Genomic DNA, 23,814 nt, shown 5'->3' with positions numbered 1-23,814 from the left:
TGTTTTTTTCTGCAACCAATATTAACGCAAACGTATTAATTCACGATTAATATTGAATTAACAAGGCACATAAAATCATTAATCAAACGTTTTATGTCTGATTTACAAAACTTTACCACAAAAGGATTGTCAGGCACAATTAATTAGGTTTTTTAGCAATTCCTTATTTGTTCCCACTATTGAATGAAGTCGATTTTAGAAACAACTCATACCTATCACAATTCCACCACCTATTTACCGTTTTTTCTATTATCGAAACGAATAAATCAATTTGATTGATATCAAGCTAAAATAAGTTCACTAATTCTTCTTCCGTTTTGTGCAATGACCTTAGTCTTTTTAGGCTTTTATCTTTAAAGTCTTGGTATATTTCGATATATTTGGAAATTAACAAACTCCATAAACAATAATGAAATTTCTACTTGCATTATTTGCCTTAATTATATCTTCCCCTTCTCTTTATGCCGACCATGGTATTTATTTTAAATCCAACGAGGTTTCGAAAGAGAATCGAACTGGAATTGATATTACACACAAGAATAATATTTCATATACCAAAAGCTTCACCATTGCCTTTATGCTTTCTTTACGGGAAACGGAAACGCATTATGGGGAAATTCTATCATTAAAGGAGGAACATGGTAAAAACTTAATTCAGGTTACCTATAGAGAACCGGATTTATATGTAATCCACAATAAAAAAGAAACTAAATTTCATTGTAATTTTAATTCACTAAACCTTCTTCGAAACAGATGGATTCCATTCCAACTTGAAATTGATAGTGAAAATGGAGAGATTGCCTTAACTCTTGGGGACAATCACTTTAAAAATTCAATTCAATTTCCAAAAGCTTCTGAATTTTCATTGTCTTTGGGTGTTGTAAACAAGTATGGCTTTTTTATCGATGAAGTTCCTTCGATGTCTGTAAAAGATTTGGCCATTCATATTGACGGAACACCAAAACATCTATGGCCATTTCGAAAAGTTGCCAACAATGAACTTAAAGACATCTTATCAAGCAGAACTGCAAAACTGTACAATCCCGATTGGGTAATTGATTATCACAATCGATGGACGAAAATAAAAACTTTATCATTTCCCTCATTGCCGTCGATGGCATATGATAAAAAAAATGAGACAATTCATTTTGTTCTTAAAAATGGTACTACAAGCACCTACTCATTTAAAACAGGCACTTTAGCTACAAACAATAAAAATTCCGGTTACCCTGTATTTGAAAAATCTCAACAGCTTATTTTTGATCGTAACAATCAATTAGTTTCGTATAGTTTAAACCAAAACGATCTTTCAATTTACAATTCAGTCAATCAAAGTTGGAGTCATGTAGACAGTGTAACTAACGATCTTCCAAAGTGGTGGCATCACAACAAGCTGATTCATCCAACTAATCACCAAATAACTACTTTGTGCGGATACGGTTACTATTCCTATTCCAATTCAATTAAATCGTTTAACGAAAAAAGCAAAGTATGGACTGAGCTCAAACTTAAAGGAGATGTAATCGAACCTCGGTATTGCAGTTCGCTTGGATTTTCATCAGAAAACAGTAATGTTGTTTACTTATTTGGAGGACTGGGAAATTCGCTTGGAAAACAAATTTTAGGAAAAGAATTTTACTACGACCTTTATCGTATTGATTTTGAAAAAAATGAGATAAAAAAACTATGGAAACTACAGCAAAATGATCAATTTCAATACCTGCCCGTTAATTCATTAAAAGTAACTGAAAAAGACAGTGCCTTTTATACATTACTATTTCCTTGTCAAAAAAGCAGTACTCATCTTCGAATAGCAAAAGGATTTATTAATGATCCAAAACTATATTTTATTGGCGATAGTATACCGTACGAATTTGTTGACATCAAATCATTCGCTGATTTGTATTACTGGGAAAGTGAGAATAAATTGATTGCACTTACATCGCAGGAAACGGATGCGGAAGCTGAAACCTATGAGGTATCCATGTATTCGATAAGCTATGAACCTGGAGCAGATACAGAATTGAATATGAATAATCATTCACTTCCTTTCTCCATAAAATTATTCTATGTTTTTTTAGCCAGTACCCTTTTGTTCCTGATATTTTTAGTAAGAAGAAAAATAAGAGCTAAAATAAAAAATGAAAAATTAGAAAATGATTCCATTTTAACATTTCAGGAAAAACTACCTACTTTTGAAATTCCACAAGTAAACTCTATCCTTTTGTTTGGAGGATTTCAGGTTTTTGATAAGAAAAACAAAGATATCACCTACCGCTTTAGTCCTACTCTAAAAGAATTGTTCCTTTTAATATTATTGTATTCTCTTGAAGATGGAAAAGGAATTTCATCAAGAAGAATTCAAGAATTCCTTTGGCCTGATAAACCGGAAGATAAGGCCAAAAACAACAGAGGTGTTAATATTAAAAAATTACGTGGCATCTTAGAAGATATTCAAGGTATTGAAATTACTTTTGACAATAATTATTGGAAGATGGTACTCGAAGAGAACATTTTCTGTGATCTGGCACACATTCAGAAATGTATTAGTACCCAAATAACAAATTCAGATAGTGATAAAATAGAAGAAATTATTCAGATATTATACAGAGGTACTCTGCTTCGCGATATCATTCCTGAATGGCTGGATTCTTTTAAAGACAAAACGACCGGTACAATTGTAAGTACTCTGGAAGAATTATTAACTAAATTCGATTTTGAACCAAGCATACGTTTGTCCATTTCGAATGTTATTTTTGGATTCGATCAGATGAATGAAACTGCACTTCGGGTAAAATGCAATCTCCTTTCCATACAAGGAAAACATAGCTTGGCAATGGAGACTTATGAAAACTATATTAAACTCTATGTGAAATTATACAATGAAAAATATCAATGCTCATTTAAAGATATTGTTTCTGAAAACATAACGATTTAGAGCATAAAAAAAACCAGACTTTCGTCTGGTTTTCAAACTAATCTAAAATTCATCCTTCTTATGAAAAAAGGTTCGGAAAGAGAAACAAATTTGCTTCTCAATCCGAAGGGTAGCACACTACTACTACAAATTTTTCAATGCAAATGCATATGCTCCAATTGCAATAGCTTTACTTGCTCCAAGCTTACTGAAACAAACTGCTAAGCGAGGATTTGGATCATATTTAATCGTTTTATCTGTTCCTGGTATTTGTATATCTACTGAACAATCTGAAACAAATTCGTTAAATTCTGAATCGTTATCGATATTGTACACTTTTTGAACCAAACGAGGAAGAGATTCTCCACCTGCAGTGCAGCAATTACCATTCATTTCTTTCAAAGCAGCCGGCATATATAAATCATGAGCACCGGTTAAACCTCCACCAATAACAGCAATACCATCAGTAATGGTTAAAAGATTAGTCAAACTATCTCCTAAACATCTTCCAAACAGTTCAAATGCTTTTAGAGCTGCTTCTTGATCTGGATTATTATTATCCATAGCAACATCATAAACATCTTTTGGCATCAGTTCACAGGAATACCTGCCTTTTGCATTTTCAATAAATGTTCTTTGAATAGCCCGGGTACTTATTCCCTCTTCAGCAAATCGATCAGGAAAAATTCGTGAGCTTGTTAGCCAAACCTCTGTTGCAATAGAATTATCGCCAATAAACAATTCATTATTGTGCACTAATCCGCCACCAAATCCGGTACCCAGAGTAACACCAATTAAATTTCGATAACGCTTAGGACTATTTTCCTCTTCTAATCGCTTATTGATAGCAGGTAATACGCCTCCCAAGGCTTCACCATAGGCAAATAAATCACCATCATTATTTATAAAAACCGGTATCGAAAATTTCTCCTCCAGCATTGGTCCTAAAGCAACTCCTCCTCTAAATGCAGGAAGGTTTGGCAAATCACCAATAATACCATTTCTGTAATCGGCAGGACCAGGAAATGCAAAACTAATTGCAACAGGTTTCTCCGCAAGCAGATTCAGAACTTCCTGAAATCCGTCAACAATTGTTTTCAAACACAAATCAAGTTGATCTGCATTCGACGGCTTACAAATTGATTCAACTATTTCTTCCCCGCTTTTCATTGCCGAAAAAACAAAATTTGTTCCTCCTGCATCAAGTGTCATTACAACTCTTTTATCACTCCAAATATTCATATACTTCCTTACTTTCTTTTGTAAAACGATAATCCAAAAATGTATCCAATACACACTAGTGTAACAACAAAACCAGCCATAAGTGAGAAAACATCTGCTACAGCACCAAATATTACAGGAACAATAGCTCCACCAATAATCGCTGTCACCATCAAACCTGAAATTTCGTTACTTCTTTCAGGCATTGCATCAATTGTTATTGAAAATACCAATGGGAAAATATTAGCAAATCCCAATCCAATCACTAATATAGCCGCAAATCCCATAACCGAACTTGTTGCAATATAAAGTCCGGCAATCCCAATTAAGGACAAAAGAGTTGTGATTTTCAAAAATCTTGAAGGAGACATCCAATTCAAAATTACACCTCCCAAAAAACGACCGGTCATTAAAGCCATAAAGAAAAATAAAGTTCCCCACAAACCCAGTTCCTTAATATCAAAATTAAATTTTTCAGATAAATAGTTTGGAAGTTTAGCACTCATACTTACCTCTGAACCAACATATAAGAAAATGGCCAAAACCATAAAGAAAACATATGGATTTTTCAACAAAGCAAGTACCGATCCAAATGAAGCAGGAGATGCTGAATCATCTCTTTTCTCTTCAATAGTAACAACATATAAATAAATTGCAGCAACTAAGAGAATTCCGGAATAAATCGGAAACAAAAGTTTCCAATCCAATCCCCAATATTTTGCAGCCAACAATGGAATTAAAGCTCCTGATAAAGAACCAATTGCCTTAATAAACTGTCCGAATGACAAATTCCTGGAATACTTTCCTTCAGGTGATACATCTCTCATAATTGGATTGCCTGCAACCTGCAGCAAAGTAGCACCGGTACCTAACAGTAACAACGACCCTAATAACAAAATAAATGAAGAGAAATTGCCTAATATAGGTAACACTAAACCTACTAATGCGGCTAGCATACCAAGAAGCAATACACGCTTTTTTCCTTTTCTATCCTGATACAATCCCATCGGAACAGAAAGCAAACCAAACATGATAAATCCCATAAAGGTGACCAATCCGGCCAAAAGGTTACTCAACTCATACTCGCTTTGTAACTGACTTGTAAGTGGCCCTACAACATCACCAAATCCCATGCATAAGAAAGCCAAAAAAATTGGCCCTGATTTTAGATAATTATTCTTCATTGTTGACTTTTATTATTAACGTTCTATTAATTTAGGTTTCAATTCTATTCTTGTATTCTTATTTACTTTGCATTTGATTACTTCCTTCAGGATATCGACAGAATTTCCGGCAATAAGATCAATAGGTTGAGCAATGGAAATTACTCTTGGCATCGAATAATCAAAAATGTCAAGATTATCGAAACTCACAAAGGTGATTTCTTTTACCTTTTCAGGATAATTCATATTCATTAACCAAATAGCCGTAGCAGTAATCTGATTATTAGTAAAAACAACGACCTCAACCCCAGCTTCAATCAAGTATTTCAATTCCTTTTGAGCACTTTCTTTTATATGATTGTAATCTACAATTCGAAGTAAATTTTCGTCATACTCTAAGCCATTATCTGTTAAGGCCTGCTTGTATCCATCTATCCTGAGTTTTAAAGAATAAATATCCGGCGTAATGGACAACAGACCAATTTTTTTGGCTCCTTTATTTATTGTTTTCTGAATAGCCTCCTTCATTGGCTTTTTATTTTCAACCAAAATGTAATTGGCTGAAAATTCAGGGTCTTCCCGATCGAAGAAAACCATTGGGAAATTTTGCTTGGAAAGAGATTTTAAAACATCTCCTTTTATAAAACAAGACGCAATAATTAATCCGTCAACCTGCCTGTTTACAAACATATTAAGCAATAACTCTTCTTTTTCTTTTTTCTCATCGGTACTGCCAATTAGCAAATGATATCCTTTTTCCCAAAGCAAATCTTCAATCATTCGTCCTATTTTAGCATAAAATGGATTCGAGATATCAGGAACCAGATAGCCAATGGTATTAGTTGTACCATTCTTTAAACTCTTGGCAATTTGATTCGGTTGATAACCTACCTCTTCGATGTAATCCAATATCACTTTTTGAGTTTTTTTACTGATGTTCTTTTCATCTCCTTTTTTATTTAAAACGAATGAGACAGTAGTTTTTGAAACTCCTAAATCTTGGGCAATATCTTTAATTGATTTCTTTTTCAAAGGTTTTCGGTTTTACTAAATCGGTTTACTAAATCGGTTTATCAAAAATATGACTTTTTTTTATCATTCAAAAATAATTTTCAAAAAAGAAAATTGTGGTCTACCGACTCTTGATTTTAAAGCATTAAAAAACAACACATACACACCTACTATTAAGTAACTTACTACAATAAACAATTGCTGTAGTGTATAATTAACAGATGCAATTTTTTCATTCTTCTGATATCAAAAAAAATTGTACTTTTAAACTCTGATAAAAAATATACACACCTCCTTATTTTCTTACGAATATTTTAAGCCCCATTTTTATATGGTTTTAATTAACTTATATCAAAATCGTGCTGTCAGACAAATATGAATGAATATGAAAGATCAAAAAATTTGTGTTATTGGTTGTGGTAATTTAGGTCGCTCGATTGTTAAAGGACTTTTAAATAACGATACTTTTAGCCCGAACCATGTAACTGCAACAAGACGAAATATTGATTTAATAGCGGATTTAGTAACAGAGGGAGCTGCAATTACATCGGATAACTGTGAAGCTGTTAGAAATTCCAATATTATTTTAGTTGCCGTTAAGCCTTACAATGTTGGTAAAATAATTAAAGAGATTAAAGGTGAAATCATTGAAGGACAGCATGTACTTGTCTCTCTTGCAACCGGACTGACAACCGAAGAAATTTCAGAAATGCTGGATCATAAAATACCGGTTTTTAGAGCTATGCCAAATATTGCGGCCAATATATCTGAATCAACAACCTGTATTTGCGGCAAAAATGCTTCTCCGGAAGAAACAAAAAACATTAAAGCTGTTTTCGATTGTGTTGGAGAAAGCCTGATTATTAATGAAGAACTTATGGAGGCAGCCACCATTTTAGGTGCTTGTGGAATCGCTTTTGTGTTCCGTTTTATTCGTGCAATGATTCAAGGTGGGATTCAAATTGGTTTTGATGCCAATACCGCCAAACAAATAGTATCTCAAACAGTAAAAGGTGCTGCCGAAATGCTTCAAATTAATAATGATCATCCCGAATCGGAAATCGACAAGGTTACTACACCAAAAGGTTGTACAATTGTCGGATTAAACGAGATGGAACATCAAGGGTTTTCGTCTGCATTAATCAAAGGAATTGTAACATCTTTTCAAAAAATTGAAAAATAACAACATTAGTTCTCATTCTATTCACTTAAAAAAATAGAATGAGACTATCTTTTAATTTGTCAGCAGGAGTTTTCTTTTCAAATCAACGCCGTCAATATTCAAGTTTAAGATATAGACTCCTGAAGATAATCCATTCAGATTAAAATTAATCATACTTTCATAGCTGGAAACAACTCCTGAGCGAATTTGAGCTCCCTTTGTATCAAATACCATCCAAGTGGTTCGTAAATAAACTATTTGGCTTAGATCAACCGTAAAAACACCATCGGATGGATTTGGATAAATCCTAACTAAATCATTATAGGTGGTCGTTATTTCTTTTGATGTTGAATTTACACCACACAAATTTTCTGTGCTAAGATTTATGGTATATCTTCCTGTCCTGGCATAAGTATGACTCGGATTTTCCTCCTCTGAAACTGTTCCGTCGCCAAAATTCCAATTGTAGGTCATCCCTTCAACCGATGTATTAGTCATTTGAACCTTATTCAAATCAACCGTATAATCAAAATTTGCCACCGGAACATCCATCGCCAAAATAGAACGAACAACACTATCAGCAACCCCATTCCTTCTCACAATTAATTTAACTTGCTTACGCCCCGGATTACTGTAACTCACAACATGAGGTCCTTTTTCTATTGATGTTTGAGGAGTAGCTCCATCACCAAAATTCCAATAGAACTCATCCGGTTCACCTAATGAAATATCAGTAAAGGTAACCTGAGATTCATAACAGATACTATCCTGAGAAGCAGTAATAACTGCTCTTAATCCTTTGTATGGATCAACACCATCAAGTGTTTCCACACCTAAATTCAATGGATCCAACCAAAATTTCAATTGCTGATTCGCTTCGGAATAATTGGCCCAACTTTCTGAAAACTTCGCAAAATAATCGTATACCGGATTGTCACAATTAGCCTCTCCTCCTGTTAAATCTCCAATTAAGCGATGATTTTCATCAAATAAAGGTGATCCGGAAGATCCACCTTCTGTAGTTCCTAAATCCCATTCTAAAATCAACCAATGCGTATTCGTATCGAATGTATATTTTTTATCTGAATAAGAATCTGTTAGCGGAGCATCGTAATCAGCAGATATTTTTTTCACATCTCCTTGTGGATGATGAATACAGGTTGTGTTTGTGGGTACCCGGCCTGATCTATCCCAACCAGTGTAATAGGGAGAATAAGACGCAGGAGGCATTACAGAAAGTTCTAAAAGTGTAAAATCCAACCTGCTTGTTGTAGCCAGCAAACTCGATCCTGAAATAGATTGAGACTTAGAGCCTGTATCAGAACTGCAATCAACTGCTTCATAATTAAAGTAGAAAATAGCAACATCTGCATCTTCCTGACTATTTACAGCATGATGGGCTGTCAGTAAAAAAGGCCGTCCATCAAACCTGGTGTTATTTATCAGCGCACCCGATGCAATGTAACCACTATACAAAATATGACAGACAGATTGCTTTTCAACCTGCCATTCATCTCCTTGGGGGCAATTAATATTCACATTACAGGTTCCTGATGATTTTAGCCGGGATTCAGTTCCTTGTAACTGATTAAAAATATTTTTATAATCATGCAACACACTTCCAATCTCTATATCGGCAATAAAATCGGGATGCAAAGGTTCTATATATTCTACAGTTATTTCATCTCCCTGCAAGGGTTCAACCGAAAACCTGCCCGATTCTTTGTTGTTTTTTTCGTTGTAGGCTCCCAATATCCGGTTTGATTGCTTATTGTACACAAACATCTGACTACCTGTCGGAATTCTAAATTTTGAAAAGATCAATCCTAAAGAATATGCTCCCGGCGACGAAATTGATATCCGCCAGACTCTTCTGCCATCGTCTAAAACTTGCCATTTACCAGAATTTAAGGCATTGTAGCTTGTTGTATATCGATAAGCATATTGTGCATGCTTCAGATAACTTTTACCTTCAACCTGTTCATATGCCTTACTCATTGTTGACATCTTGAAACGAGGCAAATAAATAGTTGACAATTCCGACTTTAACTTTCCATTTTTAAATAAAGGTTCACCACCATAAGAGATTTGAGCCTTGGAGGAAACCCAAAAAAGTGTTAAGCTAATAAGTAGCCCGGATCGAATAAATTTAGAGATCATGCAGGTATATTTCAATCAATACTAATCAAAAATAACAATTAAGAAAGAAATGTCAACCTATTACCAATAAACAATTGGTATGATCCAATCTGTTTCAATAAATCTATTTCAAACCCGACAGCAAATTGCATGAAAACTAATATGATAGGCACTTAATATCATTTCCTAGTAATTCAAAATAAATAGTTAATCAACGACCTTTTTAAAGGGATTCTATATAAAGAATCTTCTTTTGAATGAAGATAATTTTATATAAATTTGAATTAAGTAAAAAACCAATTTAGCACACCAAATTATACCTCATGAATTTAACCGAACGTAATTGGTCCTCAAAAACCATTCTTATTGCAGAAGATGTAGAATCCAATTTTCTTTTTTTGGAAGAGGTAATCCGAAAAACAGGGGCTGAAGTTCTCTGGGCAAAAAACGGGGAGGATGCTATTGAAATGTTTAACTGCAATAAGGTTGACTTAATATTAATGGACATTCAAATGCCACTTATGAACGGTTTTGAGGCAACAAAAATCATCAAGAAACAAAATCCAAAAATTCCAATAATTTCGCAAACAGCATATGCAATGTCCGAAGACCGGGTTAAGAGTCTGAATGCCGGTTGTGATGATTATATTGCCAAACCAATACCAAGTCAAAAATTATTAGACTTACTTTCTGTTTACATTTAATCAGAATACACCTCACCTAAATGAAGGTTAGAGTAACATCTTTTAAAAATTTATCCTCAAGAAGACTTACTATTCGTTTCACAACTGTTCTTCTGATCTCCAATTCAATTGGTAAACTTGGATCCTGGTGAGCAAAATTAATTCTTGTTCCGGAAATAATAGAGATTTTATCGCTCTGTAAAAGATAGTGCACAATCTGATCTGCAGGCCCGTCACCCAAATCATAATCACTATTGTAATCTCCAAGAATCCGGGCAACTTTTCCAATTGTTAAAATACCCTCGGTAACTAAATTTATGCTTTCCATATAAGAAGCCGGTGGAAGTTCCGGATCCGTAATTTTCATTCCGGCAGCAAATTTTAAATTTAATTCGCGACCCAAAATTTCGGCCGTTGTTCCTCCGCAAATAATTTTTTTCCCTTTAAAATGATACACTCTCATGGCCAGCTCAGCATCCTTCTCCTTTTCGTAAGGAGGACCCGTGCAAATTAAAAGTTTACGCGGTTCCCGATAGTAGATCACACCGGCACTTGTATCATCCTTTAGCTCATCCTGATCGTTCCTGGCTGCTTTTTTCACTAACTGCAAACCCAAATTACGGGCAGATATGTAGGGAGTCGATTTTACAATATTGGTGACAAATTTTAAAGCACTTTCATGTCCCCATCCGAAAGGCAATTCCCTGCTTCCCATTCCCGACTGCATAATTCCATCGGACCAAAACAGGATGCGGTCTTCTTTTCGAGCATTAAATTCGCAAGTTCTAAGTTCTTTGCCTTGATTTTCTTCACTGTCAAGCAGAATTGTTCTCCATCCCGGATCGAAAACCTCCGAACCACGCATTACCACGCACAAGGGATTGTCGAATTCAATGATACGAGTTGTTCCATCAAATTCAATATCTATTATGGTGAAGGTTGAATAACTTACTTTTCGAACACTGCAAACAGGAAGTGTGTTCATGATTATTTCGGCAATGGTTTTTACATCTTTGTGCTCTGCTGTAAAATTCATTGCCATAGATGCAGTTAAAGTTGCCAGCACATTGGCCTTCACTCCACTTCCCATGCCATCACTTAACACGGCAATCGTTCTGTTCTCCTCTTTAATTCTCTTTGAAAGAAACACATCACCGCAAATCATTTCACCATGATGAAAGAGTTGCTGACAGTCGATATCTATATGAAATTTCTCGTCCATTATTCGCCTTTCCTTTCTTCCCCTGAAGCATGGGATTTAATGATCGAGCTTAGTAATTTTTCCGTTTTGGAAGCACTCTCACCTAATAAAAAGGCGATTTGCTGCACTGTTTGAAGATTCTCTTTAATAACTGCTCTTGCTCTGCCAATAACCTCTTCCCTCCTTACTTCAGGAGCGTATAAATCGCGAATAATACCACCAACAATTTTATTCTTTTTAATCGTAAAAACCGAAACATTAAACAACCGGTTTCCAAAATGCACATCCTTGTTTAAAATATCCTCCCCATTCAAAATTACTGTGGAAAAGAATTTATGAAAACTGATCAATTTTGTTAAATCTGCATCAACTAATCCGGGAATAATTTCATTCAGCATTCTGGTTTCTTCACCCAATAAATCAACGAAAGTTTTATTCGACTCAATCACTTTCAACCTTTCGTCGACAATTACAACACCCGATGGAAGTTTCTGCAGCATGGCCGACACCGTTTCTGAAGCTTCCTGCGCTATCATTCTTTCTTCGTTGGCAATTCTTTCCGATTCCTTTAAAGCCGCTTTTGTTTTAGTCAATTGCGAATTTGTATTTCCCAGCTCTTTAATATAGCTGTTCATATTTTTAATTGTAAAGGAAGAACACATCTCATAATTGGCCAGCCCCTGACATTTTGCAATCGCAAACTCCCTGCAAGACTCATATCCACAGGAACCACATCCCAATTGATCTTCAATTTTCCCTTTTCCCATCTCCACCAAGACTTCCAATATTTCTTCTTCTGTAGGAACAGGAAGCTCCCTTCCTTTCGATTTAAATCCCCGGGTTAAATCAAGATCACTGTATTCATCAATTTCTTGCTGCCATTTAATCTCATCAAGAGTTTTTAACCTTTTGCGCACGTAACGAATTACTTTCGACCGACGAGAAAATTTTCGGCCTCCCGGCGAAGTTCCAGGTCCCATAATACAACCTTCGCAATAAAATAAGTCAAGATGCTGATATAAATCGTGCTGAGATTTAAACTCATTGATCGACCTCAAAAAATTGTTTCTTCCCTCAGTACTTATAATCCCACCATTTAGCATGGATATATCAATATCTGCAGCCTGAAACAGACCATGACTAATTGGAAATAAACCTCCCAAACGAGCGAATGGAGGATCAAACTCTGAGAATTCAACAGAGTTTTCCGAAACTCCGTACTCTTTAAACAGCTTCCTTAATTCTACAAAACTCAAAACCGCATGAACACTTCCATCAGTTCCATTAAATGCTTTCACATCGTCTTTACTGGCAACACAGGGCGATAAAGAAACAATCTTAACATTTTTTCCATACTTTTTCCGTACTACTTTTGCCATGGCAATACCCGGCGGTACAATTGGTGCCAGATTATCAACCAGGCCGGGATGGAAATTCTCAATATTATTTACCAGAGCCGGACATTTTGTTGAGATATAATACTTTCCATGAAAATTCCTGAACAATTCCTTGTAGCGGTAAGCCACCAAATCTGCACCAAAAGCAGCTTCAACAACGTAATCAAAGCCCAAAGCTCTAATCATACCAACAAAATTCCGAAAGTCAAGAATATCATCAAACTCGCCGGAAATACTAGGATCACATATGGCAACTACAGGCTCGGTATCAGCTAACAACTGCTTAACCAAATCTTCCGAACTTCGATATTCTATCGCATTTTGAGCACAAACGGTAACACAATTTCCACAACCAATACATCTGCTTTTAATGATGTTTGCAAAATCATCCTTAATTTTAATTGCTTTGGCAGGACAAACCCGAATACACGTATAACTAAGATTACACTTATTCTTATTGGTTACAATTAATGGCATAATGAGTTTTTTAAGGATTGAAAGACTGACTGACTTAAACGAGTCCGAAAACGCCGTTTAATATTTCAACAACACTATCCGGGTCTACTTCCTCGTGCAGTTCATCTCCAATTTTTAAAATAGGTCCTTTGGCACAATTCCCTGTACACAATTCACCATGAAAGAACACCTTGTCTTTCAATTTATTTTCTTCCAAAAAGGTATTAATCGCTTTTAAAGCTTTCCCATTACCTCTCGAGAAACAGGAACTTCCCAAGCAAATGGTAATTTCGATTTTTTCGGCCATTTAGTTATTGTCTTTATGATCTGTTTCATGAGGATTGTTACTTTCTTCCAATTCACCAACAAGACTACCCACCAAATGGAAATTCAATCAACAATACCCCATGTTAAATACGGGTTATATTTCATTTTAAATATAACTAAGATCTACTTCTTTTAAAAACTTTTCCTCCAGTAGAGCAACAATATTCTTTACAACTGTTCTGCGTATCTCTAATTCCATTGGTAAATTAGGATCCTGATGTGCTACATTTATTTTTGTTCCATTAATAATAAAAATCTTATCACTTTCCAATAAAACCCGAACCAGCAGATCCGCCGGCCCCTGCCGCAATGAAGAATTTTGCTTGTAATTTTTAAGTAAGCGATATACTTTGCCCAAAGTTAAAATCCCTTCGGTAACCAAATCAATACCATTAATATGCGATATTGGCGGCAATTCCGAATCAGTAATTGTTAATTCAACATCGATGGGAGCCTGAATTTCACGAGAGATAATCCCGGCTGTTGTACCGCCACAAACCACTTTCTTACCCACAAATTCCACAACTTGTTTTGCCAACTGTGCATCCTTCGATTTTTCGTAGGGAGGTCCCGTACATATTAATAAATTTCGGGGTTCCCGAAAATAGAGCACGCCGCAGGAAGTGTCATCTTTAGGTTTGTTTCCATAATTAGCACAGGCCCGGTCAACAACTAAAGCACCCAATTGCCGGGCAGATATAAATGGTTGTCTGCGAATCAATCCTTTTACGTACACATCCAAATTATCTAAGCCCCACCCAAATGGCAATCGAGTACTTCCCATTCCCGAATTGGTAACTCCATCGGAACAAAATACAATCCGGTCTTCTTTCTGAGCCATAAACCGATACGAATACAGTACTTTCCCTTTATTCGGATCACCTGGAAGACTTAACTCTTCACAATCGGGGACAAAACTTTCCAATCCACGCAAAATAAGGCATTCAGGACTATCATAACGAATAATCCGAGTCTCCCCATCACACTCAATTTCAACAATGGTAAAAGTAGAATAACTTGCTTTTCGTTTGCTGCAAACCGGAAGAGTTTTCATAATTACTTCGGCCGCTTTACGAATATCCTTATTCACCTTCATGTAGTTCAGAATCATCGATGCCGTGAGTGTACCCAGCACATTCGCTTTAACACCACTTCCTAATCCGTCTGATAAAACAAGAATCGTTCGCCCCTCTTCTTTAATTTTGCGCGACATAAATACATCCCCGCAAATGGATTGTCCATCATAATTTTTTTGCCGGCACTCTACTTCGATGTAAAAATTGGATGACATAAATGACTATTAATCCTGTGAAAGACTGTAAAATTCGACGATGGAGTTCAGCATTTCCTCTGTTTCCGAGGCATTCTCTCCAAGTAAGTAAGCAATTTTCTGCACCGTTTCCAGATTTTTTTGATTTACAGATTTTGCTCTCGATATCACTTCTTCGCGTTGAATAAAAGGTTGCGACATGTCCCGAAGAATAGCTCCTACTATTTTGTTTTTATGAATACTGAAAAGTGTAATGTGAAACATTTTATTTTCAAAACGAATATCTCTCTCCAAATTATCAACACCAGTTGAAAGTGCCGAAGAAAACAACTTGTAAAAAGGAGCAATTTTATGCAAATCGGCATCGACTAAACCAGGAACCGCTTCGTACAATTGTTCAATCTCGGCTCCCATCATTCTGGAAAAACTAAGATTTGCCTCTATAATTTTCAATTGCTCGTTGACAATTACAACTCCCGAAGGAATTTTACGCAAAAGTGCTGACGATTTATCGTGTGCTATTTTTCGCATGTACGATACACACATATTGGGTTCGCAACGATCCTCGAGCAAAGCTCCGGCAAACTCGCGGCAACTGTTGTAACCACAACCGCCACAATTAATTTCATCCTTATCGGAATATTTCCCCACCATTGTTAAAGCTTCTTTTATACTGCTTTCAGCATGTTCTTTTCGCTCTATTGGGAGAATAGAATCAAAAGTTCTTTCAATTGAGAAATCAGTTTCCAACTGATAAGCCTGCTCTTTACCAAGCTTATTGATCACCTCCAGGCGTTTAATCGCAGTTGAATAGGACTTGCTGGTTCCCGGTCCATTAACACATCCGCCATCGCAGGCCAAAAGTTCCAAAAACATCACATTCGATTTCTTGTACTTATCCAGATCAACTAAAACGGATTGAATGTTGGTAATTCCAGAGAAAGTCATATAAACAGCATCAGTTGCAGTGGTATTGTTCTTCACCCCCATAATCATCCCTCCATCAATTGGATAAAGAACGCCTTTCCCAGCTTTTCCCGGAACAAAAACCGCTTCCTTTTCTTCCTCCGAAAATAAATAAGGATCGATATTTTCTTCTTCGAACCATTTCCTCAGATCAGAAAAAGTGAGCGCCGCATCCAACAATTCAGGAAACTGATCACTCTCGGCTTTTTTTGCAATACAAGGACCAATAAAAACAACATGAGTATCACCTCCATACCGGTTTTTAAGGTATTTGGAATGGGTTAAAAGTGGTGATAAAAACGGAGTTATGTAATTTTTATATTTTGGATAATGTTTGCAGATCATCTCAACAACCGATGGGCATGCCGAAGAAATATAAATTCCTTTATCCTGATTTTCGATGAATTCCGACACTTTTTTTGAGACCTCCTGAGCTCCCAATGCAGTTTCAGACACATGTGTAAATCCCAATGTTTTTAAAGCAGCTACAATTTGCCCGTCGGACAGATTTGGAAATTCGGTAACAAATGATGGTGCCAATGAAACAATTACTTTTTGGCTGCGCTTCAATAAACCCTTTACTTTATTTACATCGTTGCGGACTTTCTTGGCATTTACCGGGCAAATTAAGGTACAGGTTCCGCAGTAAATACAATCATCGTGGAGAATTTGGGCTGAATTATTAACTACCTTTATAGCCTTCAGTTTACATTCCCTAATGCACTTGTAACAATCCTGACAATCGTTTTGCTCCGTATAAACCGGCTTAAAAACATCCATATTATCCTCCTTGTGTTATCTGTATCGATCAACCGATAGTTTCTGCCCCTTTGACCTTTGACCTTTGACCTTTGACCTTTGACCTTTGACCTTTGACCTTTGACCTTTGACCTTTGACCTTTAGTGATACAAATCTCATAATTTATGTTTTTAATTATGGATATTCAGGACTATTCTAGAACACATCGACACTATTAATATGTATTTTAAATAGTCTGCATGTGTTTCTATTTCATTGCGAAACAAGGATTTAATCAGATTGTAATCATACAAATCAACAATACCCCTCGGTTAAAATATACTGGAATAAGCAACACGCGAACCAATCTATTAAAACCTTCATACAGCCTTTATTCATCCATACTCCCATCTTATGATATTCTGTGACTATTTTATAATCCTCCTCCAGTATTTATTCCTATTATCGGTTCACTCCGTCCTCTATTCGGTAGTTTTATCCGTCAATTTATAAGAGTATTTCACTATATAGCGAGAGAAATACACAAATTTATGAAGAAAATTCATGAATAGGTGTAGGAAATCTTTAATTGGATGAAGGAAATTCGTGAATATGTGGAGGAAATCTTTAACTGTATTAAGGAAATTCATGAATATATGAGAGAAAATTTTAACTGGATGAAGGAAATTTATAAATGTTTGTGAGAAAATTTATACTGTATTAGAGAATTCCTTTATCCGAACTTATCTTTTATTTAATTACACAGTAAAAAGATAAAGGCTGCCAATTCGAAAATCAGCAGCCTTTACATATTTTACTCTTCTATGAATTTATTTCACGGCAATGGTTTCAATTTCAATCATTGCTCCCAAAGGAAGATCTTTCACCGCAAAAGCCGCACGGGCCGGACATTCCTCTTTGTAATATTCACCGTAAACGGCATTCATCTCGGCAAAACCAGAAATGTCACTCAATAAGCAAGTCGATTTAACAACATCCTTATAGGTATAACCTGCCTCTTCAAGTATATAACCGATATTCTTCATTACCTGCTCGGTTTGCTCCTTAATGCCGCCTTCAACAAATTTTCCGGTAGTAACATCGACAGGAAGCTGTCCTGAAATGTAAAGTGTTCCGTTCGCTTCGACAGCCTGGCTGTATGGTCCGATTGCTTTTGGAGCCTTTTCTGAATTAATAGTTTTTTTCATTTTGTTTACTCTAAGTGTTTGTAAAAAAATCGCTTATTTTGCGACTTCAAAGTTAAAATAAAAATGCCTGAATGAGAATAGTAATCATAGATAATTACGACTCTTTTACCTACAATCTGGTTCATATCGTTGAGCAGTTTTGCGAACAGGTAATAGTTATGCGAAATGATGATATAGACTGGAAACAAATAAAAAAATGTGACAAACTTATTTTTTCTCCCGGTCCCGGACTACCACGAGAAGCAACAGCAATGGGTGAAATATTGGATCAATATGCCAATTCAAAACCAATACTTGGCGTTTGTCTGGGCATGCAATATATTGGCGAATACTTTGGTGCTGAATTAATCAATCTGAAGGAAATTGTTCACGGTGTGCCAAAAGCTACACTAATTGCCGACGACAACGAACTTCTGTTTAAGGATATTCCTTCGAAGTTCGATTCCGGAAGGTATCATTCCTGGGCATTATCAAAAAATAATTTCCCAGAATGCCTTCGTATTACGGCTAGCGACGAACAGGATGTGATTATGGCCATCCGCCACAAAAAATTCGATTTATGCGGTGTTCAGTTTCACCCTGAATCCATTATGACGCAATATGGCAAAGAGATTCTTAAAAATTGGATTCTCGCTTAGGCATAAAAAAACCAGCATGAAAACATACTGGTCTTATAATATCATTATGGTTTAGCGTTAAAAATTCACATCCTGCCAAGCCTGTTTCTTTTCATATTTTAAATCTGCCAAAATTGAAGATTCCACATTAATTCTGAAGTTATAGGATTGATACGCCCCAAATGGTATGGTATTGAAAGACATTTGCCAACAGTGCAGGTCACGGGTAATCGTAAATTGAGAAGAAGTTACTTCTTTTGCTGTAAAATCATACCCTGAAGAAAAACTAACCTTCCACTTTGGTGTTAAGCTAAAATTTCCATTCACACCCATTCTCTGTCCAACAGTACTTTTTGCTGTTGGTTTCGAATATGTCCATCCGTAATCAATAGAGAACGACCAGGGAATATCAAAATCAACATATCGGGTATCTCTCCAAGGTTCAGCGGACTTATCATTTTTATTGTCCTTTCCACTATCCCCCGTCAGATCTTTTGACGACAAACTAAAGCCCAAATCGATAGAGGCATTGGTTAATCGTGGCCCGAACTCATTAATTTTAATATTATTAGCATTAAGTTTATACGGATCAACGGTTGAGCGTACACTTAAATCCAATTTCTTATTAAAAAGCTTCGTTCTTCCTGACATTTGGATGTTCGACCAGTTCAACGAATCTGCAAACATATTATATGAGGTAGAAAATTTCAAGCTCTCAATAATCTTTACCTTTTTAAATTCTTCTGTTCCGGTTGAATCGTTTGCCGTACGCATTTTTGCCTCAACATTATTATCCAAACCAAAACTAATGCTACCAGATTCCTGTGCTCCTGTAGGAGTTCCATACACACTCCCCTCAAATATTGAATATTCAACATCTTTATCTGTAGCTTCGTTTCGGTAAGTTTTGTAATATTTGCTTCTGGGAATACCAATTTCAGGTGTATAACTCACACTAATACTTGGAGTCATTACGTGTCTGATAGCGGCTAATTTTGAGTTTTCGTTAAACGTATACATTCCATAAATTTTTGGACTTAAGGAAAGTGACGCACTGGTTGAATAATTGTGTGCGTATTTAAAACCCTGAATCGTATCCGTTCGAACACCACCTTCTCCATCCTTCAAGCTGGCATCCCAGCTTTTCCTGACCGATTTGGAATACAAAACACCTTGATAATTTAATGTTGGCGAAAGCGTAAGATCTTTCGTTAATTTAAAGTTCGTACTAATTGGAATACTGTGTTGATAACCATTTTGCCAATCTTTTACCAATGAAGAACTCATCAAATCTTTTTCCTTCGTATTGATTCTATTTTCCAATTTGGAAGAATAGCTCACTCCCACCTTATCATACCATTTCAAATTTGTACTTTTCCCTTTTGCCCGGAACGGGTAAATTTGTGTCATATTTAATGACATACTTGGCAAGGTAAGTGAAATTGAAGTGTCTCTGCTATTTTGCGAGTGACGAAAACTGGCATTCAAACTAAACGGACTGTCTGCCCATTTTTTACTGTACGAAATACTTGACTGCTTTTGATTATTTGTAATTTTTCTTATCGACGTTGAGTTGTTTCTATCATTATTACTGGTAGAAAAGTTAACCGAAGCAGAAAATGTTCGATACGGATTTGCCTTCGCATCTTGAGTATGATTCCAACGAATCGCGAAATCGCTCGACTCCGAAAAATCGGCCAACCCCTTATCGCCATAAGTATTGGAATGATATTCTGTAGCAACCCGGCCATTGAACCGATATCTCTTTTTATAACTCGATTCCAAATATCCACCCCATGATCCGTTGGCGAAAATATCACCAGTCACTGCCAAATCCAGATATTCATTAATGGCCCAATAATAACCTCCTCCGCGAAGATTGAATCCTCTTCGCTGCTCCTCTCCATAACTAGGCACAATAATTCCTGATGAATAGGAAGAGCTAAAAGGAAACATAGCAAAAGGCAAACCGATAGGCAAAGGCACGTCTTCCAACACCAGATAAAGAGGCCCTGAAACAATTTTATCATCCTTAATCATCTTAGCTTTTGTCATTTTCACATAAAAATGCGGATGAGGATGATCACAGGTCGTATATTTTCCATTTCTAAGATAAAAAGTCTTGTCATCGATACGCTTGGTAATTTCAGAATGAACAAATCCACCTTCCTGCTCAGTAATAATTTCATTCACCAACCCCTTGCCTGTGTCAAAATTGTATTTAAGCTCCTTACATGTAAATTCTTCAGCACCATCTTTAAACTCAGGAGTATCAATAAATGTTCCGGTTGAATCTTTTATCCCGTAAGCAAAAGCTTCTTTCTTTTCCAAGTCAAGCTCGATGTAGTATGCTCTTAACTCAATCTCACCATATTTTACAAAAGCATTCTTAGTTAAAAACACCTTTTGTCCGGTAAGGGAAAAAACAATTGTATCATCGGAATTGTATTCGATAGTCGCTTCAAAAAAAGCTTTTTTCTCCTTTTTAACAGAATCCGACACTAAAGTATCCGACGAAACTTTTAACAAAGTATCTTTTTCAGATATTTTATATTCCAATAAATGTGAAAAACTCTCACTATTCCATTCTGTAACCGGTTGATAATTACCATAATCATTAGTCGGACTAATAAACCCGAAGCTACTCAATGGAAATACTATTCCAATGAAAATAATAAAAACCCTTTGTAGTAATTTCAATTGCAATTTTTATCTGTTATTTTTGTAAAATAATCGAATTAAATGGCGCCAAGTCCGTTTGACCAAATTTAACAGTCACGCTTTCTTAGGACGCCAAAAATACAAATAAAAGTGCTATATTCCCTAATCGAAACGAACTTCAAAAACATTTTTTAAGTTCTTTTATGAAGATTTTTCTAATGAACATTATTCCAGAATATATATATCGTGGTCTAATTACAAGATCATCAGTCGTTTTATTGTTGGTATGCGCCATTGTTCTACAACCTCTTGTTGGAATATCGCAAAGCAATCATTCCAAGATCAATACTGTAGTAATTGATGCTGGTCACGGGGGAAAAGACCCTGGTGCAGTAAGCAAAATCCTTAACGAAAAGGACGTTGTTTTAAGTATTGCACTTAAATTAGGAACTTATATAGAAAAATACTTCCCTAATGTTAATGTAATTTATACGCGAAAAACTGATGTTTTTATTCCTTTGGATAGAAGATCGGAAATTGCGAACCAAAACAAAGCAGATTTATTCATATCTATTCATGCAAATGCAAATGATAATCATTCCATTAGCGGCACAGAAACCTATACATTAGGATTGCATAAAACCAAAGAAAATTTAGCGGTTGCGATGAAAGAAAATTCTGTTATGCTCTACGAAGATGATTACAGTACAAAATATGAAGGATTCGATCCAAAAAATCCTGCCTCCTATATCATCTTTAATCTATTACAAGGTATGAATAGGGAAAACAGTATTAATTTGGCAGAATTCACCGAATTTCAATTTAAAACAAGAGTGGGTCGTCACTCAAGAGGTGTTCGTGAAGCCGGATTCTGGGTTCTGAAGCAAGTTAGTATGCCATCGATATTAGTAGAAGTTGGTTTTGTCTCGAATCCTACCGAAGCTAATTACCTGAAGCATTCTGAAAATCAGGATTATCTTGCCAGTGCAATTTTCAGGGCTTTTCGCGATTACAAAACTAAAGTTGAAGAATCCAGTGTTGTTTTGGAAAGGAAAGAAGAATTAGTTTGTATCGATACAACTATTACAACGCCCGTAATTAATGAACCGGAAACAAATTCACAACTCGAATATTGCATTCAGATAAAATCTTCTACGAAACAAATACCATTAAATTCTGCGGCCTTCAATCAGCTTGAGAATATTAAAGAGCGTATGAGCGATGGAGTTTATAAATATACCGTTGGATCTACTGACAAATACAAAGAGATTGTTATTCTTCAAAAGGAAATTAGAAAAGTAATTAATGACTGTTTTGTGGTTGTATTTTACAATGGAGAACGTATTTCCCTGTCAAAAGCGAAAAAACTTCAAAAAACATAAGTAGTTTTACCATTAAATTATCCACAATCACTCAATCTGAAATTAAAATACCGAATTATGAAATTTTCAAAAGACGCAAAAATAGGACTTGTAGTTATTGGAGCAATTGTAATTTTAATTTGGGGTGTTAACTTTCTGAAAGGATTTAATTTGTTCTCCAGCGAACAAATTTTTTATGCGAGATACGAAAGGGTTGATGGATTAAAAAAATCAAGCTCAGTTACATTAAAAGGCTATAAAGTCGGACAAATTAAATCCATCAAATTTAGTGGTGCATCGGCAGATCATCTTCTGGTTGAATTTGCCATCTCTGATCAATTTAAGCTTCCTGCTAATTCTGTTGCCCGAATTGAGAGTGCAGACATCATGGGAACAAAGGAGATTAAAATTATTCCAGGCAAAGGGAAAACTCTTCTTCAATCGGGTGATACAATTAAAGGTAGTGTTGAAGGTGATTTAAAAGAACAGGTTAGCATGCAGATGTTGCCACTAAAGAAAAAGGCCGAAAAATTAATGTCTGGTGTTGATTCGGTACTTACAGTAATACAATATATATTCAATGAGGACACACGTGATAATTTGACCAGAAGCTTTGGCAGTATTCAACAAACCTTTAAAAAACTTGAAAATGCTTCCGGTACACTTGATACTATAATCACCGGACAAAAAAGTCATTTTGAAAATATTTTCGCAAATGTAGATTCAATAACAGGAAATTTAAAAGACAACAACAAAAACGTATCTACTATTCTATCCAATTTTTCAAGTATTAGTGATTCCTTATCTGCTTCAGATATTGCTCAAACCATAAACAATGCAAAAGCAACCCTTAAACAAACCAACGAAATTCTTGAAAAAATAAACTCAGGAAAAGGTTCAATGGGCTCATTAATTAATAATGATACCTTATATACAAATCTGGAAGCTGCATCAAACAGTCTAACCAATTTACTGATCGATGTAAAGAACAATCCTAAAAAATATATGCACTTTTCATTATTTGATACTGGAAAAACAGTTTATATGAATTCTGAAAAATCTCAAAAGAAAAGAGACAAAGAAAATCAAATTTACTATAAGGTTCAAATTATGTCTTCTGCCTCTCAAATACCTTTAGATGACACGGCATTTAGAGGATACAGAAAAATTGAAGAAATCTACTTTAACGGAAGGTATAAATATACAATTGGGGAAACTCAAAACTATAAGGATATTATCCGACAACTTAAAAAAATTCGTGATGATTTCCCAGATGCCTTTGTAATTAAGATAAGCCCTGAGAATTGATTTATAT

17 protein-coding genes are annotated in these 23,814 nt (G+C 35.6%); 6 read left to right on the top strand and 11 right to left on the bottom strand.

Going from position 1 to position 23,814, the window contains the following annotated elements:
* Window positions 1–409: 409 nt before the first annotated feature.
* Entirely contained in the window at window positions 410–2,938 is a 2,529-nt protein-coding gene (locus QUH73_RS00950) for a Kelch repeat-containing protein (RefSeq protein ID WP_289528578.1), read from the top strand.
* 123 nt (window positions 2,939–3,061) lie between these two features.
* On the opposite strand, the gene QUH73_RS00945 is transcribed toward QUH73_RS00950, so the two are convergent.
* Genes QUH73_RS00945 through QUH73_RS00935 form a run of 3 tightly spaced genes read right to left on the bottom strand, consistent with a single transcriptional unit; the run spans window position 3,062 to window position 6,333 of the window.
* Window positions 3,062–4,159: an ROK family protein gene (locus QUH73_RS00945; protein WP_289528577.1), complete on the bottom strand. Its 1,098-nt coding sequence runs from the start codon at window positions 4,157–4,159 to the stop codon at window positions 3,062–3,064.
* 8 nt (window positions 4,160–4,167) lie between these two features.
* Complete coding sequence (locus QUH73_RS00940; protein WP_289528576.1) at window positions 4,168–5,322, bottom strand: MFS transporter; 1,155 nt, start codon at window positions 5,320–5,322, stop codon at window positions 4,168–4,170.
* 15 nt (window positions 5,323–5,337) lie between these two features.
* The gene (locus tag QUH73_RS00935; protein WP_289528574.1) at window positions 5,338–6,333 is read right to left on the bottom strand and encodes a LacI family DNA-binding transcriptional regulator; all 996 of its coding nucleotides are present in this window, start codon (window positions 6,331–6,333) and stop codon (window positions 5,338–5,340) included.
* A gap of 364 nt (window positions 6,334–6,697) precedes the next feature.
* Between QUH73_RS00935 and proC the strand changes: the two genes are divergently transcribed.
* Complete coding sequence (gene proC / locus QUH73_RS00930; RefSeq protein WP_289528573.1) at window positions 6,698–7,495, top strand: pyrroline-5-carboxylate reductase; 798 nt, start codon at window positions 6,698–6,700, stop codon at window positions 7,493–7,495.
* Between the two features lie 51 nt (window positions 7,496–7,546).
* Here the strand turns inward: proC and QUH73_RS00925 are convergent, their stop codons facing one another.
* The gene (locus QUH73_RS00925; RefSeq protein WP_289528572.1) at window positions 7,547–9,634 is read right to left on the bottom strand and encodes a T9SS type A sorting domain-containing protein; all 2,088 of its coding nucleotides are present in this window, start codon (window positions 9,632–9,634) and stop codon (window positions 7,547–7,549) included.
* A gap of 302 nt (window positions 9,635–9,936) precedes the next feature.
* Here QUH73_RS00925 and QUH73_RS00920 point away from each other — a divergent pair, with 302 nt between their 5' ends.
* Complete coding sequence (locus QUH73_RS00920) at window positions 9,937–10,317, top strand: response regulator (protein WP_289528571.1); 381 nt, start codon at window positions 9,937–9,939, stop codon at window positions 10,315–10,317.
* Between the two features lie 16 nt (window positions 10,318–10,333).
* Here QUH73_RS00920 and QUH73_RS00915 read toward each other — a convergent pair whose 3' ends face one another.
* From QUH73_RS00915 to QUH73_RS00890, 6 genes are all read right to left on the bottom strand, one after another.
* Window positions 10,334–11,518 carry a SpoIIE family protein phosphatase gene (locus QUH73_RS00915; RefSeq protein WP_289528570.1) on the bottom strand — a complete coding sequence of 395 codons (1,185 nt, stop codon included), beginning with the start codon at window positions 11,516–11,518 and terminating at the stop codon, window positions 10,334–10,336.
* Window positions 11,518–13,371: a [Fe-Fe] hydrogenase large subunit C-terminal domain-containing protein gene (locus QUH73_RS00910; protein WP_289528569.1), complete on the bottom strand. Its 1,854-nt coding sequence runs from the start codon at window positions 13,369–13,371 to the stop codon at window positions 11,518–11,520. The genes QUH73_RS00915 and QUH73_RS00910 overlap by 1 nt, the downstream gene beginning before the upstream one ends.
* Window positions 13,372–13,405: 34 nt before the next feature.
* Entirely contained in the window at window positions 13,406–13,657 is a 252-nt protein-coding gene (locus QUH73_RS00905; RefSeq protein WP_101307900.1) for an NAD(P)H-dependent oxidoreductase subunit E, read from the bottom strand.
* Between the two features lie 126 nt (window positions 13,658–13,783).
* Window positions 13,784–14,968 carry a SpoIIE family protein phosphatase gene (locus tag QUH73_RS00900; RefSeq protein ID WP_289528567.1) on the bottom strand — a complete coding sequence of 395 codons (1,185 nt, stop codon included), beginning with the start codon at window positions 14,966–14,968 and terminating at the stop codon, window positions 13,784–13,786.
* A 9-nt stretch (window positions 14,969–14,977) separates the two neighbouring features.
* Entirely contained in the window at window positions 14,978–16,693 is a 1,716-nt protein-coding gene (locus QUH73_RS00895; protein WP_289528566.1) for a [Fe-Fe] hydrogenase large subunit C-terminal domain-containing protein, read from the bottom strand.
* 789 nt (window positions 16,694–17,482) lie between these two features.
* A complete protein-coding gene (locus QUH73_RS00890) occupies window positions 17,483–17,860 on the bottom strand; it encodes a RidA family protein (RefSeq protein ID WP_289528565.1) in 378 nt (125 codons plus the stop codon).
* A gap of 71 nt (window positions 17,861–17,931) precedes the next feature.
* Here QUH73_RS00890 and QUH73_RS00885 point away from each other — a divergent pair, with 71 nt between their 5' ends.
* A complete protein-coding gene (locus tag QUH73_RS00885; protein ID WP_289528564.1) occupies window positions 17,932–18,498 on the top strand; it encodes an anthranilate synthase component II in 567 nt (188 codons plus the stop codon).
* A gap of 57 nt (window positions 18,499–18,555) precedes the next feature.
* Here QUH73_RS00885 and QUH73_RS00880 read toward each other — a convergent pair whose 3' ends face one another.
* Entirely contained in the window at window positions 18,556–21,177 is a 2,622-nt protein-coding gene (locus QUH73_RS00880; protein ID WP_289528563.1) for a putative LPS assembly protein LptD, read from the bottom strand.
* A 164-nt stretch (window positions 21,178–21,341) separates the two neighbouring features.
* On the opposite strand from QUH73_RS00880, the gene QUH73_RS00875 reads away from it, so the two are divergent.
* Window positions 21,342–22,520 carry an N-acetylmuramoyl-L-alanine amidase family protein gene (locus tag QUH73_RS00875; RefSeq protein ID WP_289528562.1) on the top strand — a complete coding sequence of 393 codons (1,179 nt, stop codon included), beginning with the start codon at window positions 21,342–21,344 and terminating at the stop codon, window positions 22,518–22,520.
* A 57-nt stretch (window positions 22,521–22,577) separates the two neighbouring features.
* On the top strand, window positions 22,578–23,807 hold the full coding sequence (locus QUH73_RS00870; protein ID WP_289528560.1) for an MlaD family protein: 1,230 nt from the start codon (window positions 22,578–22,580) through the stop codon (window positions 23,805–23,807).
* Window positions 23,808–23,814 lie beyond the last annotated feature (7 nt).

The organism is Labilibaculum sp. K2S (assembly GCF_030372765.1).
Lineage (GTDB): Bacteria > Bacteroidota > Bacteroidia > Bacteroidales > Marinifilaceae > Labilibaculum.
This window is presented reverse-complemented; position numbering and strand designations above follow the sequence as displayed.